At 72.7% G+C, this 14,905-nt stretch carries 15 protein-coding genes; 4 read left to right on the top strand and 11 right to left on the bottom strand.

Features of this window, described 5'->3' with window-relative positions:
• Positions 1–102: 102 nt before the first annotated feature.
• On the bottom strand, positions 103–945 hold the full coding sequence (locus tag ABZZ04_RS36455) for a polysaccharide deacetylase family protein (RefSeq protein ID WP_356936533.1): 843 nt from the start codon (positions 943–945) through the stop codon (positions 103–105).
• 167 nt (positions 946–1,112) lie between these two features.
• On the opposite strand from ABZZ04_RS36455, the gene ABZZ04_RS36450 reads away from it, so the two are divergent.
• The 3 genes from ABZZ04_RS36450 to ABZZ04_RS36440 all read left to right on the top strand — a co-directional run bounded on the left by ABZZ04_RS36450 (position 1,113) and on the right by ABZZ04_RS36440 (position 3,952).
• A complete protein-coding gene (locus tag ABZZ04_RS36450) occupies positions 1,113–1,574 on the top strand; it encodes a universal stress protein (protein WP_356936532.1) in 462 nt (153 codons plus the stop codon).
• Between the two features lie 109 nt (positions 1,575–1,683).
• On the top strand, positions 1,684–3,132 hold the full coding sequence (locus tag ABZZ04_RS36445; protein ID WP_356936531.1) for an amino acid permease: 1,449 nt from the start codon (positions 1,684–1,686) through the stop codon (positions 3,130–3,132).
• 253 nt (positions 3,133–3,385) lie between these two features.
• Entirely contained in the window at positions 3,386–3,952 is a 567-nt protein-coding gene (locus tag ABZZ04_RS36440) for a sigma-70 family RNA polymerase sigma factor (protein WP_356936530.1), read from the top strand.
• Here ABZZ04_RS36440 and ABZZ04_RS36435 read toward each other — a convergent pair.
• Positions 3,886–4,083: a zf-HC2 domain-containing protein gene (locus tag ABZZ04_RS36435; protein WP_148837505.1), complete on the bottom strand. Its 198-nt coding sequence runs from the start codon at positions 4,081–4,083 to the stop codon at positions 3,886–3,888. The two genes, ABZZ04_RS36440 and ABZZ04_RS36435, sit on opposite strands and share 67 nt — an antisense overlap.
• Positions 4,084–4,208: 125 nt before the next feature.
• On the opposite strand from ABZZ04_RS36435, the gene ABZZ04_RS36430 reads away from it, so the two are divergent.
• Positions 4,209–4,724 (top strand): hypothetical protein, encoded by a 516-nt coding sequence (locus ABZZ04_RS36430; protein ID WP_356936529.1) that lies wholly within the window; start codon positions 4,209–4,211, stop codon positions 4,722–4,724.
• A 16-nt stretch (positions 4,725–4,740) separates the two neighbouring features.
• On the opposite strand, the gene ABZZ04_RS36425 is transcribed toward ABZZ04_RS36430, so the two are convergent.
• From ABZZ04_RS36425 to ABZZ04_RS36385, 9 genes are all read right to left on the bottom strand, one after another.
• The gene (locus ABZZ04_RS36425) at positions 4,741–5,970 is read right to left on the bottom strand and encodes a histidine kinase (protein WP_356936528.1); all 1,230 of its coding nucleotides are present in this window, start codon (positions 5,968–5,970) and stop codon (positions 4,741–4,743) included.
• 16 nt (positions 5,971–5,986) lie between these two features.
• A complete protein-coding gene (locus ABZZ04_RS36420; protein WP_356936527.1) occupies positions 5,987–7,468 on the bottom strand; it encodes a cation acetate symporter in 1,482 nt (493 codons plus the stop codon).
• Positions 7,465–7,827 (bottom strand): hypothetical protein, encoded by a 363-nt coding sequence (locus ABZZ04_RS36415; protein ID WP_283855262.1) that lies wholly within the window; start codon positions 7,825–7,827, stop codon positions 7,465–7,467. The genes ABZZ04_RS36420 and ABZZ04_RS36415 overlap by 4 nt, the downstream gene beginning before the upstream one ends.
• Positions 7,828–7,892: 65 nt before the next feature.
• Complete coding sequence (locus ABZZ04_RS36410; protein ID WP_356936526.1) at positions 7,893–8,645, bottom strand: LytTR family DNA-binding domain-containing protein; 753 nt, start codon at positions 8,643–8,645, stop codon at positions 7,893–7,895.
• Between the two features lie 46 nt (positions 8,646–8,691).
• Positions 8,692–9,546 carry an amidohydrolase family protein gene (locus ABZZ04_RS36405; RefSeq protein ID WP_356936525.1) on the bottom strand — a complete coding sequence of 285 codons (855 nt, stop codon included), beginning with the start codon at positions 9,544–9,546 and terminating at the stop codon, positions 8,692–8,694.
• 2 nt (positions 9,547–9,548) lie between these two features.
• Positions 9,549–9,860 (bottom strand): L-rhamnose mutarotase, encoded by a 312-nt coding sequence (locus ABZZ04_RS36400; protein ID WP_356936524.1) that lies wholly within the window; start codon positions 9,858–9,860, stop codon positions 9,549–9,551.
• A gap of 1 nt (position 9,861) precedes the next feature.
• Positions 9,862–10,851, bottom strand: a complete 990-nt coding sequence (locus ABZZ04_RS36395; RefSeq protein ID WP_356936535.1) for an aldo/keto reductase — start codon at positions 10,849–10,851, stop codon at positions 9,862–9,864.
• Between the two features lie 283 nt (positions 10,852–11,134).
• Positions 11,135–12,526, bottom strand: coding sequence for a wax ester/triacylglycerol synthase family O-acyltransferase (locus tag ABZZ04_RS36390; protein WP_356936523.1), 1,392 nt, complete (start codon positions 12,524–12,526; stop codon positions 11,135–11,137).
• Between the two features lie 171 nt (positions 12,527–12,697).
• A complete protein-coding gene (locus ABZZ04_RS36385) occupies positions 12,698–14,764 on the bottom strand; it encodes a SpoIIE family protein phosphatase (RefSeq protein ID WP_356936522.1) in 2,067 nt (688 codons plus the stop codon).
• Positions 14,765–14,905 lie beyond the last annotated feature (141 nt).

Below are 14,905 nucleotides of genomic sequence, written 5' to 3'. Positions count from 1 at the left end.
GGGCCCCCCCCGCTGCGGGCTGGGGTGTTACGCCCGCCGCCCCGGGTCCCGTGTGCCGGGACCCGGGGCGACGGGCGTACCGGGGCCGGAACCGGAGCACGTTCAGCGACGCTGCGGGACCGTGATCCGGTAGCCGTCGTCGAGCAGTTCGGGGAGGTAGCGGCGCAGCGCCGCCACGCTCTGCGAACGGTCGCCTCCCGCGTCGTGCGAGAGCACGACGACGCCTGGTGCCGCCCCCTCCCGGACCCTGCGGACGATGGTGCCGGTACCGGGTTCGGTCCAGTCCAGGGTGTCCACGGTCCATGCCATGGGCTCCATGCCCAGGGCGGCGCCGATCTCGAAGGAGTTGCGGTTCCACGCCCCGTACGGCGCCCGGTACCAGAGCGGCGCGGCGCCGGTGAGCCGCTCGATCACCTCACTGGTGGGGCCGAGTTCGTCCCGGACGCCCGCCCTGGAGAGCCCGGTGACCAGGGGGTGGGTCCAGGAGTGGTTGCCGATGGTGTGGCCGTCCTCGGCGATGGCCCGCACCAGGTCCTGGTTGTCATGGGCCATTTCCCCGCAGACGAAGAACATCGCACGGACGTCGTACTCGCGCAGCGTGGCGAGGATGGGCGGGGTGTACAGCGGGTCCGGGCCGTCGTCGAAGCTGAGGACCATGGCGTGCCCGATCCCGGGCAGCTCCTCGAAGGGCCGGGTGCGGACCGGGGGTGCGGCGGGGCGGAAGCGGGGCGGGGCGCCCGCGGTCATGGGCCGGAGCCGGTACGAGGCGGGCCGGGTCCGGACGGCCGGCGGGGGTCCGGCCGCCCCGGCCCGTGCCGGTGCGGGGTCCCGGAGCGGTGACCCGGCCGGGTCAGCGGCGATCATGCGCACGGCGGCGGCCGTGCCGAGTCCGGCGGCCAGGCGCAGCAACGCCCTGCGCCCCGGAAACCTCTGATCATTTTTCATGACCAACTGCTCGCACGGCGGGCGGGCGCGTCCCGGTCGACGACACCGGGGGCGGAGGTTTTTGCACCCGATGGAGGGATCGGCGGTGGGGCAAGCGGCAGCTTCGGACCGGGTCGGGCCTGCGCCCGGTCCGAGAACGGCCCACGGCAGCGGATAGCCTCACTGCCGTGACAGAACCGCAGCCTCATGAGTTCGAACGTGGCACGGACGGACCGAAAGTGATCGTCGCCGGCATCGACGGGTCCGATTCCTCCATGCGTGCCGCGGCCTACGCGGCAGGTCTGGCCCGTCGCCAGGGAGCCATGCTCGCCCTCGTCTACGTCCAGCCCGTGCTGCCCGCCGGGGCGGCGCTCGGCGCGCCGATCACCGATACGACCGGCGAGGTCGCGGAGGGGCTGGTGAGCGAGATCCGGGAGGCGTCCCGGCGGCTGAAGGACGTGTGGGACGTGCGCTGGGAGTTCCACACCTTCCGCGGCGACCCCTACAACGGACTCGTGACCGCGGCGGACGAGCTGAAGGCGGACGCCGTCGTGGTGGGCGCGTCGGAGTCGGCCGGGCACCGGTTCGTCGGCTCGGTGGCGATCCGGCTGGTGAAAGCGGGTCGTTGGCCCGTCACGGTGGTCCCCTGACCTCTGCGGAATCCTTCCTTCCGCCAAACGGCACGCCTTCTTCCGCAGCGGCTCCGGCTGAGTCATCATGAGCGCCCGTCAGAGACGGCCGTCAGTGAAGAGGTGACTCATGGCAAGGCTCCGAGTGGGCGAGGGCGTACTGCGCCGCAAGCCGATCGAACAGATCGACGAGCAGGGGCCGGCGGGGGAGGCCACCGCTCAGCTCACCAGAACGCTCGGGCTGTGGCAGCTCACCGCGATCGGTGTGGGCGGCATCATCGGGGCTGGCATCTTCACCCTCGCCGGCACGGTGGCCAACGGCACCGCCGGTCCCGCCGTCCTGCTCTCGTTCCTCATCGCGGGCGTGGCGAGCGCGGCCGCCGCGTTCAGCTACGCGGAGTTCGCGGGGCTGATCCCGAAGGCCGGGTCCGCGTACACCTACGGATACGCGGTGCTCGGCGAACTGGTGGGCTGGTTCATCGGCTGGGACCTGCTGCTGGAGTACACCGCGATCGTGGCGGTGGTCGCGATCGGCATCTCCGGCTACTTCAGCTTCCTGCTCGGGGAGCTGGGGCTGGACGTGCCCAAGTGGATGCTGGGCGCGCCCGGCACCGGAGACGGCCACAAGGTGGACCTGTTCGCCGCGCTGCTCTGCCTGCTGGTCGCGTACCTGCTGACCCTCGGCATCAAGAACGCGGCCCGCTTCGAGACGGTCGTGGTGGTCCTGAAGGTCCTGGTCGTCCTGCTGGTCATCGGCGTGGGCGTCTTCCACATCGACACCGCCAACTACCACCCCTTCTTCCCGTTCGGGGTGAGCGGTGCCTTCACGGGCGCGGCCACGGTGTTCTTCGCGGTCTTCGGGTACGACGCCATGTCGACGGCCGCCGAGGAGTCCAAGGACGCCCAGCGCCACATGCCGAAGGCGATCCTGTACTCCCTCGGCATCTCCATGGTCCTCTACGTGGCGGCGTGCCTGGTGCTGACGGGGATGCAGAGCTACGAGGACATCGACCCGGAGTCCGGTTTCTCCACGGCCTTCAAGGCGGTGGGCCTCAGCGGGATCGCCGACGTGATCGCGGTGGGTGCCATCATCGGCATCCTGACCGTCATGTTCACCTTCATGCTCGGTGTGACCCGGGTCTGGTTCTCGATGAGCCGTGACGGGCTGCTGCCGAAGTGGTTCGCCAAGACGCACCCCACCCGGCACGTCCCGACCCGGGTGACCTGGATCGTCGGTGTGGCCTCGGCGGCGATCGCCGGGTTCCTGCCGATCGGCGAGGCCGCCGAGCTGACCAACATCGGCATCCTGCTGGCGTTCGTGGTGGTGTGCATCGCCGTGATCGTGCTGCGCTACAAGCAGCCCGACCTGCCGCGCACGTTCCGCACCCCCGGGATGCCGTTCGTCCCGGCCCTCGGGGTGGTGTTCTCGATCTGGCTGATCACCTTCCTCCAGTGGCAGACCTGGGTGCGGTTCGCGGTGTGGTTCCTGATCGGCCTGGTCATCTACTTCGGCTACTCCTACCGGAAGTCGGAGATGGCGGGGACGACCGGGACGGGCACGGGGAGGAAGAAGTCCTGAGCGCGGCCCCGGCCACCCGTGGCGGCGTCCGCCGGCGGCACGGGGCCACGGGCGGCCGGGTCGCGCCGCCCGTGGTCCGGGGCCGTCACCCGTACACACATCGCACCGCCCGACCGTTCACCGCACCATTCGCCGCACTGTGCGACCGCTCGTCGCACGGCGGGGCCCACCGCCTGTTCCTCGGCGCCCCGATGCGTTCGTATACGCCCGTCGGCAGCGAAGCGGCAGGGCCTCGGCGGGAAGGGCGTTCACGATGACCACCACGACGGACGAGCGGACCCTCGCGGGCCTCCAGCGGGAGCACGGTGCCGCGCTCTTCCGCTTCCTGCTGGGGCTGACCTTCGGCGACCGGCAGCGGGCCGAGGACCTGCTCCAGGAGACGCTGGTGCGCGCCTGGCAGCATCCGGAGGCGTTCGACGCCCCGTACGCGTCGATGCGGCCCTGGCTCTTCACCGTGGCACGGCGGCTCGCGATCGACGCGCGCCGGTCCCGGCAGGCCCGCCCGGCCGAGGTCGGCGACGTCGTGCTGGAGACGGCCGTGGACGTGGAGGACACCGCCGAGGCCACGGTCTCGGCCCTCGACGTGCGCGAGGCGGTGCGCGCCCTGAGCCCGGACCACCGCGAGGTCCTCGTCCAGATGTACTTCCGCGGGCTCACCGTGAACGAGACGGCCGAGGTGCTCGGCATTCCGCCGGGCACGGTCAAGTCCCGTTCCTACTACGCGCTGCGCCGGCTCGCCCACAGCCTGCCGGGCTACTCCAGCAGTTCCTCCTCGCCGAGCAGGGCCAGCAGCGAGACGGCCTCCGCGACCTGCACGTAGTCGGCGGCGCAGCCGTCGCAGGTCTGCAGATGGCGGCAGACCTCACGGGTCTCGCCGGCCGTGAGCGCGTCGAGAACATAGGCACCGAGCAACTGCCGCACGTGCGGGTCCTTCCCGGGATCGGCGCTCATCGCATCCTCGTGTCGTGTGCGGACCCGGTCGTGACGGATCCTGCCCTTCTGGCCACGCGGGGCGCGCTCCCCCGGTTCAATGCTGCGTGGAGCCCGGTAGCGAGAACGGAAAGAGGCGAGACGGGATGCGCCCGGAACGTCAGGACGGAACCGATGGGGGCGGGCTGCTGATCCCGATGGCCTGGATGTACGCCGAGTACGTCGCCGACGGGATACTGCGGACCGGTGATCTGATGGAGCCGTCCACGCTGGAGTACCGCGCGGGGCGGGACGCGCTCGCGCTCACCGTCTTCCTCTGCGACGACACGGTGGTGGCCGACGACCTGCCCGCGGCCCGGCTGGACGAGCTGCGGCTGCTGACGGCGTACGGGGCCGCCTGGCGCGGCTGGGTCCGCGAACGGCTCGACGCCCTCGGCGGGGGCCTTGGGGCGGAGGGCGGGAGTCCCGATCTGGCACTGGCCCGTGCGGCCTGGCGGTGGCTGGAGGAGACCGAACTGCTCGCGGCCGATCTGGACGCGATCGGTCCGCGGCCCGGGGGGTCGCCCGGCGACGGGCCGGACGCGGAGGAGGCCGCCCAGGTGTGGACCCCGGCCTGGCAGCTCGGACTGCCGCTGGGACATCTGGCGATCCAGTTGCACTGAGCGCTCCGTCCGCCGGTCAGGAACCGTGCACGCCGGCACGGTACTTCGGCAGCCGCACCGTGATCTTCATCCCGGCGCCGACGCCCGTCTCGATGACGAGCCCGTAGTCGTCCCCGTAGACCTGGCGCAGCCGCTCGTCGACGTTGAGCAGTCCGATGCCGGTGGAGGGGCCGCCCTCGCCGCGCAGGATCTGGCGCAGCCGCTGCGGGTCCATGCCGGCGCCGTCGTCCTCGATGACGACCTCGGCCTCGGAGCCGGCGTCGAAGGCGCTGATGGTGATGCGGGTCGGGGTCTCCTCCGCCCGGCCGGTGCCGAGCGGGCGGGCGGGGGCGGCCGATCCTTCGAGGCCGTGCTTGACGGCGTTCTCGACCAGCGGCTGGAGGCAGAGGAAGGGCAGGGCGACGGGCAGCACCTCGGGGGCGATCTGGAGGGTGACCGCGAGCCGTTCGCCGAAGCGGGCCCGCACCAGCGCCAGGTACTGGTCGATGGAGTGGAGCTCGTCGGCGAGGGTGGTGAAGTCGCCGTGGCTGCGGAACGAGTAGCGGGTGAAGTCGGCGAACTCCAGCAGGAGCTCGCGGGCCCGTTCCGGGTCGGTGCGGACGAACGAGGCGATGGCGGCCAGGGAGTTGAAGATGAAGTGCGGGGAGATCTGGGCCCGCAGCGCCCGGATCTCGGCCTCGATGAGCTGGGTGCGGGAGCGGTCCAGTTCGGCCAGTTCCAGCTGTACGCAGACCCAGCGGGCCACCTCCCCGGCGGCCCTGGCCAGTACCGCGGACTCGCGCGGGGCGTAGGCGACGAGGGTGCCGAGCACCCGGTGGTCGACGGTGAGCGGTACGGCCACGGCCCAGCGCAGCGGGCAGTCCAGGTCGTCGCAGTCGCTGGGGAAGGCGGTGTCCCGGCCGCTGTCGAGGAGGCCGCGCACCTGTTCCATGACGTGCCGGCCGTGGTGCTCGCCCGCGCCGTTCCAGACCAGCACCCGGTCGCGGTCGGTGAGGCAGAGCGCGTCGGTGCCGAGCAGCGAGCGCAGCCCGCGGGCGGACCTGCGGGCGCTCTCCTCGGTGAGTCCGGCGCGCAGCGGCGGCGCGGCGAGCGAGGCGGTGTGCAGGGTCTCGAAGGTGGCGTGCTCGACGGGGGTCCCGACGTCGCTGGTGCGGACGGGCCGGGCGGTGCGGCGGCCGAGCAGGAACGCCGCTGTGAGCAGCAGGAGCACGAGCAGGACGAGTACCGCGTGTCCGGCGCCGGTCATCGGTGTCTCCCGGAGGTCATCGGTGCCTTCCGGAGGCCAGTGCCTCCGGGAGGTGGAAGCGGGTCATGGCGGCGTTGGTGCCGGGAGGGATGCGGCCGGGCGTGGCCAGGGAGACCAGGACCATCGCGAGGAATCCGACCGGCACCGACCAGACGGCGGGCCAGGCGAGCAGGGCGTGCGCCCAGCCCGGCGGGCGCACCGCGCCGCTGACGGTGATGGTGACGGACAGGAACGCGGAGCCGCCGCCGAGCAGCAGTCCGGCGATCGCGCCGGGCGGGGTGAGCCGCCGCCACCAGATGCCGAGGATCAGCAGCGGACAGAAGGAGGACGCCGAGACGGCGAACGCCATCGCCACCGAGTCGGCCACCGGCACCCGGCTGACCAGCAGCGAACCGGCCAGCGGGACGCACATGGCGAGCACGGTGGCGAGCCGGAAGTGCCGGACCCCGCGCGAGGGCAGCACGTCCTGCGTGATGACCCCGGCGACGGCCATCGTGAGACCGGACGCGGTCGACAGGAACGCGGCGAAGGCGCCGCCCGCGACCAGTGCGCCGAGCAGGTCCCCGCCGAGGCCGCCGATGACCCGGCCGGGCAGCAGCAGTACGGCCGCGTCCGCGTCCCCGCCCCGGATCAGCTCGGGGGCGTACAGCCTGCCCAGGGCGCCGTAGACCGGGGGCAGCAGGTAGAACACCCCGATGAGGGCGAGGACGACGACCGTCGTGCGCCGGGCGTCGCGGCCGTTGGGGCTGGTGTAGAAGCGGACCACGACGTGCGGCAGGCCCATGGTGCCCAGGAACGTCGCGATGATCAGCCCGTACGTGGCGTACATCGGGTGCTCGGCGCGGAAGACGGAGAGCTGTTCGTCGAAGGTGACACGGGGCCGCCCGTCGCCCTGCCAGGCGAGCACCAGGAAGATCGCGGGGACGAGGAGGGCGGTCAGCTTCAGCCAGTACTGGAAGACCTGTACGAAGGTGATGGACCGCATGCCGCCCGCGGCGACGGCGAGGACGACCACCGCCGCCACGAGCACGTCGCCGAGCCAGCCGGGCGCCCCGGTGAGGATCTTCAGCGTCAGCCCGGCGCCCTGGAGCTGCGGTACGAGGTAGAGCCAGCCCGCCGCGACCACGAAGACGCTCACCAGTCTGCGCACCTGGCGCGATTCCAGTCTCCCCTCGGCGAAGTCGGGCAGGGTGTACGCCCCCGAGCGGCGCAGCGGCGCGGCGACGAAGACCAGCAGCACCAGGTAGCCGGCTGTGTAGCCGACCGGGTACCAGAGCATGTCCGGGCCGTGCACGAGAACCAGTCCGGCGATGCCGAGGAAGGAGGCGGCGGAGAGGTACTCGCCGCTGATGGCGGCGGCGTTGAGGCGGGGCCGCACGGTGCGTGAGGCGACGTAGAAGTCGGAGGTGGTGCGGGAGATCCGGAGTCCGAAGCCGCCGACGAGGACGGTGGCGAGGACGACGGCGGCGACGGCCGCCACCGCGTACGTACGGCTCACTGCGCGGAGCGGCCTTCCACGAGCCGGGCGAAGTCGTGTTCGTTGCGTTCGGCCCGGCGCACGTACCACCGGGCGATCAGGACGAGGGGCGGGTAGGCGGCGAATCCGAGGACGGCCCAGACGAGAGCGGAGCTGTGCAGGGCCTCGAAGACCAGCGGCAGCGTCCCCACGACCACGGCGAGGACGCCGAACGCGGTGAGTCCTGCGCGCAGTTGGCTGCGCACCAGGGAACGGACGTACGCGCCGCCGAGCGCGGTCTGCTCGTCGATCTCCGACTGGGTGCGGTAGCGCGGCAGCGGGCGCACCCGTCGGGGCTCCCCCGTCACCACTTCGCGCCGGGGTGTTGGCTCTGCGGACATGGGCCCGGAGTGTACGCAGCCCCGGTCCTTCGTGGGAAGGGGAACGGATTCCCGGTCGGGCCTGGTCAGCGGCCGGTGCGGCGCATCAGGAGATCGCGCAGCGCGCGGGTGTGGCGGCGGCTGACGGCGAGCTCCGCGGCGCCGATGCGCACGCTCATGCTGCCCGCGTCCAGCCGGAGCTCGTCGATCCGGCTCAGCGCGACGAGGTGACGGCGGTGGATGCGGACGAAGCCGCGCGAGCGCCAGCGCTCCTCCAGCGTGGTGAGCGGGACGCGGACCAGATGGCTGCCGGTCGCGGTGTGCAGCCGGGCGTAGTCGCCCTGGGCCTCGGCGTAGGCGATGTCGTCGATCGGGACGAACCGGATCACTCCCCCGAGTTCCACCGGTATCTGATCGCCCGCGGTGTCGAGGACGGGCGCGGAACGGTCGCCGACCTGTTCGGCCGCCCGGCGCACCGCCTCGGCCAGGCGTTCGCGGCGCACGGGCTTGAGGACGTAGTCGACGGCCTTCAGGTCGAACGCCTGGACGGCGAATCCCTCGTGCGCGGTGACGAAGACGATGAGCGGCGGCGCCGCGAAACCGGCCAGCAGCTGGGCGACGTCGAGGCCGGTGAGGCCCGCCATGTGGATGTCCAGGAACACCACGTCGATGGCCGCCGGGTCGTCCGGGCCCGCATCGACGGCGCCGCCGATGCGGCGCAGCGCCTCGGTGGCCCCGGTGGCCCCCTCCGCACTGCGGACGCGGGGATCGGCGCGCAGCAGGTAGAGGAGTTCTTCCAGGGCTGGTTCTTCGTCGTCGACGGCGAGTACGCGCAGCATGGGCCGGAGTGTAGACCGACCACCGGAGGAACCGCTGAACACCCGTTCAGAGGCCGTAGACACGTTCGGCCGTGGTGGCGAGGACGCGGGCGCGCTCGTCCTCGCCGAGCTCTTCGATCAGGGTGCGGGTCGTGTCGACGACCTCCTGGTACGTCGCCGCGAGCCGGCACACGGGCCAGTCCGAGCCGAACATCAGCCGGTCGGGTCCGAAGGCGTCGAGAACGGTGTCGGCGCAGGGGCGCAGGTCGCTCACGGTCCAGGAGCTCACATCGGCCTCGGTGACCAGTCCGGAGAGCTTGCACACGGTGTTGGGGCGGGCGGCGAGGGCCCGCAGGTCGTCGGCCCAGGGGTGCAACTCACCGGTGGCGACGGGCGGTTTGCCCGCGTGGTCGAGCACGAAGGTCAGCTCGGGCAGCAGGGCGGCGGCCCGGACGGCCGCGGGCAGCTGGTGGGCCCGGACGACGAGGTCGTAGACGAGTCCGGCGTCGGCGACGGCGCGCAGTCCGCGCCGCACGTCGGGGCGCAGCAGCCATTCGGGGTCGGGTTCGCCCTGGACCTGGTGGCGGATGCCGACGAGCCGGTCGCCGCCGGGGAGTTCGCGCAGCGCGGCCAGGGTGTCGGCGACATCCGGGGCCGTGAGGTCGCACCAGCCGACGACGCCCGCGACGAGGTCGCTGCCGTGCGCGAGGGCCAGGAACTCGGGTGTCTCCTCGGGGACGGTGACGGTCTGGACGAGGACGGTGGCCCGCACCCCGGCGGCGCGCGCCTCGGGCTCCAGATCGGCGAGGGTGAAGTCGCGGCGGAGCGGGGCGAGCTCGTCGCCGGTGATCCAGTCCTGGTCGCGCACCGACAGGTCCCACACGTGGTGGTGGGCGTCGACGATCCCTTCCCGGCCGGTCATGGTCACAGCTCCCAGGCCACGGGGAGGCCGGCCTGCGCGCCGTCCGCGGAGTAGTCGTGCGAGACGTCGAGCAGCTGGTCCATCCGGGCCTGCCAGGCGACGTTGACGGGGAGCTTCTCCAGCCGGGCGAGGAGGGCGGCGTAGTCCTCGCAGTCGATGACGTGGAAGAGGTCGGTGCCGCTGCGCCAGATCGTCCAGGAGGTGGCGCCCGCCGCGCGGATCGCCTCGGTCAGCTCCGCGGGGACCTCGCGGTGCGCGGCCTCGTACTCCTCGATGCGGTCGGCACGGACCTTGGTGTGCAGGGCGATTCGCATGTCAGTGTCCGTTCCCGGTCAGCAGGCCCTCGGCGCGCAGTTCGTCCCAGAGTCCGTCCGGGACCTCGCGGCGGAGCAGGGCGGCGGCGTCGCGCACCTCGTCCGGGGAGCGGGTGCCGACGAGCACTCCGGCGACGGCCGGGTGGGCGAGCGGGTAGTGGAGGGCGGCGGCCCGCAGCGGGACGCCGTGGTTCTCGGTGACGGCCTTGATGCGCAGCGCCCGGTCCAGGAGGACTTGGGGCGCGGCCGTGTAGTCGTACGTGGCACCGGGTCGCGGGTCGGCGAGCAGCCCGGAGTTGAAGACCCCGCCGACGACCACGCCGCGGCCCCGGGCGGCCGCCTCGGGCAGCAGTCCGGTCAGGGCGGACTGGTCGAGGAGGGTGTGGCGCCCGGCGCAGAGCACCACGTCGACGTCGGTGTCGCGCAGGAACCGGGTCAGCATCTCCGTCTGGTTCATCCCGGCACCGATGGCACCGACGAGCCCCTGCGCGCGCAGCCTCTCCAGCTCCGGGTACGCCTCGCGGAAGGCGGGTCCGGCGTGGTCGTCGGGGTCGTGCAGGTACACGATGTCGATGCGGTCGAGGCCGAGCCGTTCCAGGCTGTCCTCGATGCTGCGGCGTACGCCGTCGGCGCTGAAGTCCCAGCGGCGGCGGTGGGTGGCGGGGACGGCGAAGCCCTCGGAGAGGCCGTCGCCCGCGGCCTTCGCGACGGCGTCCGGGGGCAGTGGGTCGAGCACCCGTCCCACCTTCGTGGAGAGCACGAACGCGTCGCGGGGCCGGTCGCGCAGGGCCTCGCCCAGCCGCCGTTCGGAGAGGCCGAGTCCGTAGTGCGGGGCGGTGTCGAAGTAGCGGACGCCCTCGTCCCAGGCGGCGTCGACGGCGGCGGCGGCCCGTTCGGGGTCGACCGCAGTGAAGAGATTGCCGATGGCAGCCGCCCCGAAGGACAGCTCGGTGATCTCGACCGCGCTGTTCCCCAGCCTGTTGCGCCGCATCTTCCCGCCGCCCTCCCCGATGATCACTTCGTGCACACAGCGAATATTCATCGGATCACTTGGCTGCGTCAACACCTCCGACGCCATGAATCATGGCTCTTTCGCGGAAATCTGTCCGATCTCTAATTGCCGGGGATGACACGCAAGGCCCTCGGGCCACGAGGGCCCTGCAGGGCACGCGAGCCACGCGGTTCGCACGGGCCCCGCAGTTCGTGCGGGCCTCACGGTTCGCACGGGCCTCACGGGGCCGTGGGCCGTGCGGGCTCCGGGAAGCCCGGTCCGGTCACTCCCGCGGCAGCAGCGCGAGCAGTTCGGCCACCTCGTCGTCGGCGCAGTGCGCCAGCCGCTCCAGATCGGGCAGCGCCTTGCCGTCCGCCACCAGCCCGACCCGCACCCGGCCGCCGTACGTGGACAGCGCGACGGCGAGGGACTGACCCCGGGCCAGCGGCGCCATCGGGTAGACGGCGCGCAGCGGGCAGCCGCCGAGCGAGAGCTCCGAGCGCGGCAGGGGCACGCTGGTGACCAGGACGTCGAAGAGCATCCTGGCCGCGTTCCCGGCGAGGGGAGCCCCGAAGCGGTGGGCCAGCAGGGGCAGTTGGTCGGCGAGCACGGCGACCGCACCGGCACCCTTGAGGGGGCCCGCGGCCTTGTTGCGGTCCATGGCCGCACGGACGCCGTGGAGCCGTCGCCACGGGTCGGACTCGCGGAGCGGGAGTTCCAGCAGATAGCCGGAGAGCCTGTTCCCGGTCGCGGCGGCCTGTCCCGGCCGACGGCGGGAGACCGGCACCAGGGCGCGCGGGTCCTCCTCGGGCAGCGGCTCGCCGCGCTCGTGCATCCAGCGGCGGAGCGCACCGGCGACGACCGCGAGCAGGACGTCGTTGGTCGTGCCGCCGGCGACGCGGCGGACGCGCCGGACGGCGTCGAGGTCCAGGTCCGCGGTGGCCAGTCGCCGGGTGCCGCTGGAGCTCGCGGTGAGCGCGGGCGCGCCGCGCGGATCGAGGCGGCTGGCCCGCACCATGGAGGCGCCCACCCCGAACGCCCGCCCGAGGTCCTCGATCCGGCCCAGCGCGAGCCCGGCCACCTGGCGCGGGCCCGGCATCCAGGAACGGGGCGGGACGGCGCGCGCCCGGCGGACGGACGCGCCACCGTGCGGACGGCCGGTCGCGGAGGCGATCTCGTCGAAGATCCCGGCGCCGATGGCGACCGCGCGCATTCCGTCGGCCAGCGCGTGGTGGAGCTTGACCAGGACCGCGAAGGGGCCGTCGCCCGAGCCGCCGATCACGTACATCTGCCAGGGCGGCAGGCCCCGTTCGAGCGGGCGCTCCATCAGCTCGCCGGCGAGCCGGGTGGCGGCCGCCATGAAGCCGCCGCCCTCGTCCTCGGAGTCCGCCCCGGTCAGCCGCACCTGTTCGACGTGCCGGCGCACGTCGAAGTCCTTGTCCACGAACCAGGCGGCGCCGCCGACCGGCAGCAGCACGTCCCGCACCCGCATCCGCAGCCGGGGGATGGCGGCGGCGCGGGCGCCCAACAGTTCCAGCACGCCGTCCGCACCCGCGCCGTGCGCCGGGCCGGGCGCCGGGGAGAAGACGGCGAGCGCGCCGAGATGCATCGGGTGGGCATCGGATTCGAGGTGCCAGAAGGCCAGATCGAGGGGTGCCAGCAGCTCAGTTCCCACGGGTCCTCATGTCATCGAAGACAAATACCGACAAAGCCGCAGTCAATCGCTCGCACATGGTCACGGTCAAGCACAAACATGTCACTTTCCGTTACCGTCGAGTAGGGGTCGGACACCCGTCGGCGACGGCGGACGGCGTCCGGGCCGGACGGTCCGGCACCACCCCCGCCGTCACTCCTGCACCGGCATGACGAATTCGCACCAGACGCACTTGCCGCTCCCCCGCGATTCCACGCCCCACAGGTCCGCCAGCCGGTCCACCAGCATCAGCCCCCGCCCGGACACCCCGGCCTCCCCCGCGTCCCGGCGCCTGGGCAGCGCGCTGGACCGGTCCTCGACGTCGACCCGCAGGCGCCGCTCGGGCCCGGTGAGCACCCGGATCGTGACGATCGCCCCGCCGTCGGTGTGCATCAGCGCGTTGGTGATCAGCTCGTCGGCGGCCAGTTCGACCTCGTCGGCCCGCGCCTTGGCGCCCCAGGCCCGCACCGCGGCCCGGATCATGTGCCGTGCCGAGCTCAGCGCCTCCGGATCGCTCTGCGCGACGTGCTGCTGGAGCCGGCCGCCCGGCTGGGGCGCGTGGGCCACCTTGCGGCGCAGCAGCAGCACCGCCACGTCGTCCTCGCCCCGGCGCTCGTCGACCTCCTCGCAGAGCCGGTCGGCCAGCTTCTGGAGGTCCTGCGGACCGTTGCGCACCAGGGCGGTCAGCAGCTGCATGCCCTCGTCGAGGTCGGCGCCGGGCATCTCCACGAGGCCGTCGGTGAACATCACCAGGGTCTGCCCGGGGTCCAGCTCCACGGTGCTCACCGGGTACTCCAGCCGTCCGAACTCGGCGGAGAGCCCCAGCGGCAGCCCGCCCTCCACGGGCAGCCGGCGGCAGGAGCCGTCGCTCTCGCGCACCAGCGGGTCGACGTGGCCGGCCCGGACCAGCTGCACCACCCCGGTCGTCAGGTCGGCCTCGGCGTAGGTGCAGGTGGCGAAGCGGTCCGTGTCCAGCTCGTGGAGGAAGACGGAGGCGCGGGCCATCACCGTGGCGGGGCTGTGGCCCTCGGCCGCGTAGGCGCGCAGCACGATGCGCAGCTGCCCCATGACGGCCGCGGCATGGGTGTCGTGGCCCTGCACGTCCCCGATGACGGCCCCGACCCGGCCGCCGGGCAGCGGGATGACGTCGTACCAGTCGCCGCCGATGTCCCGGCCCAGCCGGGCCGAGCGGTACCGGACGGCGACCTGCGCGCCCGGCACGTCCGGGATGCGGCGCGGCAGCATGGCCTGCTGGAGGCCCTCGGCGAGATCGTGCTCCTGCTCGTAGAGCATGGCCCGCTGCAGGCTCTGCGCGATGGAGCTGCCGAGCGCGACCAGCAGGTTGCGCTCGTCGCCGGTGAAGCCGCCCTTGTCGCTGTAGAGCAGGCCGAGCGCGCCGATGGGCCGGGCCTGGGCGATCAGCGGCAGATAGGCGGCGGAGGTGATGCCGAGGTGGCTGATGTGGGGCCACAGGATCGGGTACGAGGTGGCGAAGTCGGTGGCGGACTCGATGAAGCGCGGCGAGAGCGTGCGCACGACCTCGCTCATCGGGTACTGCTCGTCCGTCCGGGTGTAGCGGGTGCCGGGCACGAACGAGTCCTCCGGCCCGTCGGCCACCAGATGGATGCGCCCGGCCTCGATCAGCCCCATGACGAGGCTGGTCGCCCCGAGGTGCGCCAGGCCCTGGGAGTTCTTCAGCACGTCGATGACGTCCCGGACGGTGCGGGCGTGGGCCAGCGCGGCCGTGGTGCCGTCCACCAGGCTGGTGCGGCGCCGGCGCTCCAGGTCCAGTTCGCGGCGGGCCGTGGAGTCGGCCAGTTCCTGCGTCGCGTCGCGGACGATGCCGATGATGCGCCGGGGGCGGCCGGTGCCGTCGCGCCGGATGAAGCCCTGGGTGTGGGTCCAGCGCAGACTGCCGTCGCGCCTGCGCAGCCTGAAGTACGCGCCGTAGTTGGTCTGCCCGCTCTTGAGCGCCTGCGAGACCATGGCGTCGAGCCGGACGCCCTCGTCCGTCGGCACCCGGAGCCCGAGGGTCTCCGGCCGGTCGTCGTATTCCTCGGCCCGCAGGTCGAACACGTCGAGGGCGGGCCGGTCCATGTGCATCAGGCCACTGTCGAGGTCCCAGTCGAAGCTGCCCATACGGTTCAGGGCGAGGCTGAGATCCGGGTGGGCGGGCCAGTCGTCCGGGAGTGACAGGGCACCCGCTACCCGATCATCCATGTGGGTCACTCTGCCACCATTTGCCCGATTCTTCGAGCGAACTGCGCGCAGAAAGCCGAATCCGGCGGCTTCAAAACCGCTTCGCTCCGCACCCGGGTGATCGACGTCACGAGACCGAATGTCTCGCAGAACGAACCATCC

This window comes from Streptomyces sp. NPDC006435, assembly GCF_040612315.1.
GTDB lineage: Bacteria > Actinomycetota > Actinomycetes > Streptomycetales > Streptomycetaceae > Streptomyces.
Note: the sequence above shows the minus strand (reverse complement) of the source record. Positions and strands in the feature narration are given on the sequence as shown.

What these genes read in the sequence shown, in the direction of transcription:
- ABZZ04_RS36455 (WP_356936533.1), bottom strand. Translation starts at nt 945, where the DNA reads ATGAAAAATGATCAGAGGTTTCCGGGGCGCAGGGCGTTGCTGCGCCTG.
- ABZZ04_RS36445 (WP_356936531.1), top strand. Translation starts at nt 1,684, where the DNA reads ATGGCAAGGCTCCGAGTGGGCGAGGGCGTACTGCGCCGCAAGCCGATC.
- ABZZ04_RS36440 (WP_356936530.1), top strand. Translation starts at nt 3,386, where the DNA reads ATGACCACCACGACGGACGAGCGGACCCTCGCGGGCCTCCAGCGGGAG.
- ABZZ04_RS36435 (WP_148837505.1), bottom strand. Translation starts at nt 4,083, where the DNA reads ATGAGCGCCGATCCCGGGAAGGACCCGCACGTGCGGCAGTTGCTCGGT.
- ABZZ04_RS36430 (WP_356936529.1), top strand. Translation starts at nt 4,209, where the DNA reads ATGCGCCCGGAACGTCAGGACGGAACCGATGGGGGCGGGCTGCTGATC.
- ABZZ04_RS36425 (WP_356936528.1), bottom strand. Translation starts at nt 5,970, where the DNA reads ATGACCGGCGCCGGACACGCGGTACTCGTCCTGCTCGTGCTCCTGCTG.
- ABZZ04_RS36415 (WP_283855262.1), bottom strand. Translation starts at nt 7,827, where the DNA reads ATGTCCGCAGAGCCAACACCCCGGCGCGAAGTGGTGACGGGGGAGCCC.
- ABZZ04_RS36410 (WP_356936526.1), bottom strand. Translation starts at nt 8,645, where the DNA reads ATGCTGCGCGTACTCGCCGTCGACGACGAAGAACCAGCCCTGGAAGAA.
- ABZZ04_RS36405 (WP_356936525.1), bottom strand. Translation starts at nt 9,546, where the DNA reads ATGACCGGCCGGGAAGGGATCGTCGACGCCCACCACCACGTGTGGGAC.
- ABZZ04_RS36400 (WP_356936524.1), bottom strand. Translation starts at nt 9,860, where the DNA reads ATGCGAATCGCCCTGCACACCAAGGTCCGTGCCGACCGCATCGAGGAG.
- ABZZ04_RS36395 (WP_356936535.1), bottom strand. Translation starts at nt 10,851, where the DNA reads ATGCGGCGCAACAGGCTGGGGAACAGCGCGGTCGAGATCACCGAGCTG.
- ABZZ04_RS36385 (WP_356936522.1), bottom strand. Translation starts at nt 14,764, where the DNA reads ATGGATGATCGGGTAGCGGGTGCCCTGTCACTCCCGGACGACTGGCCC.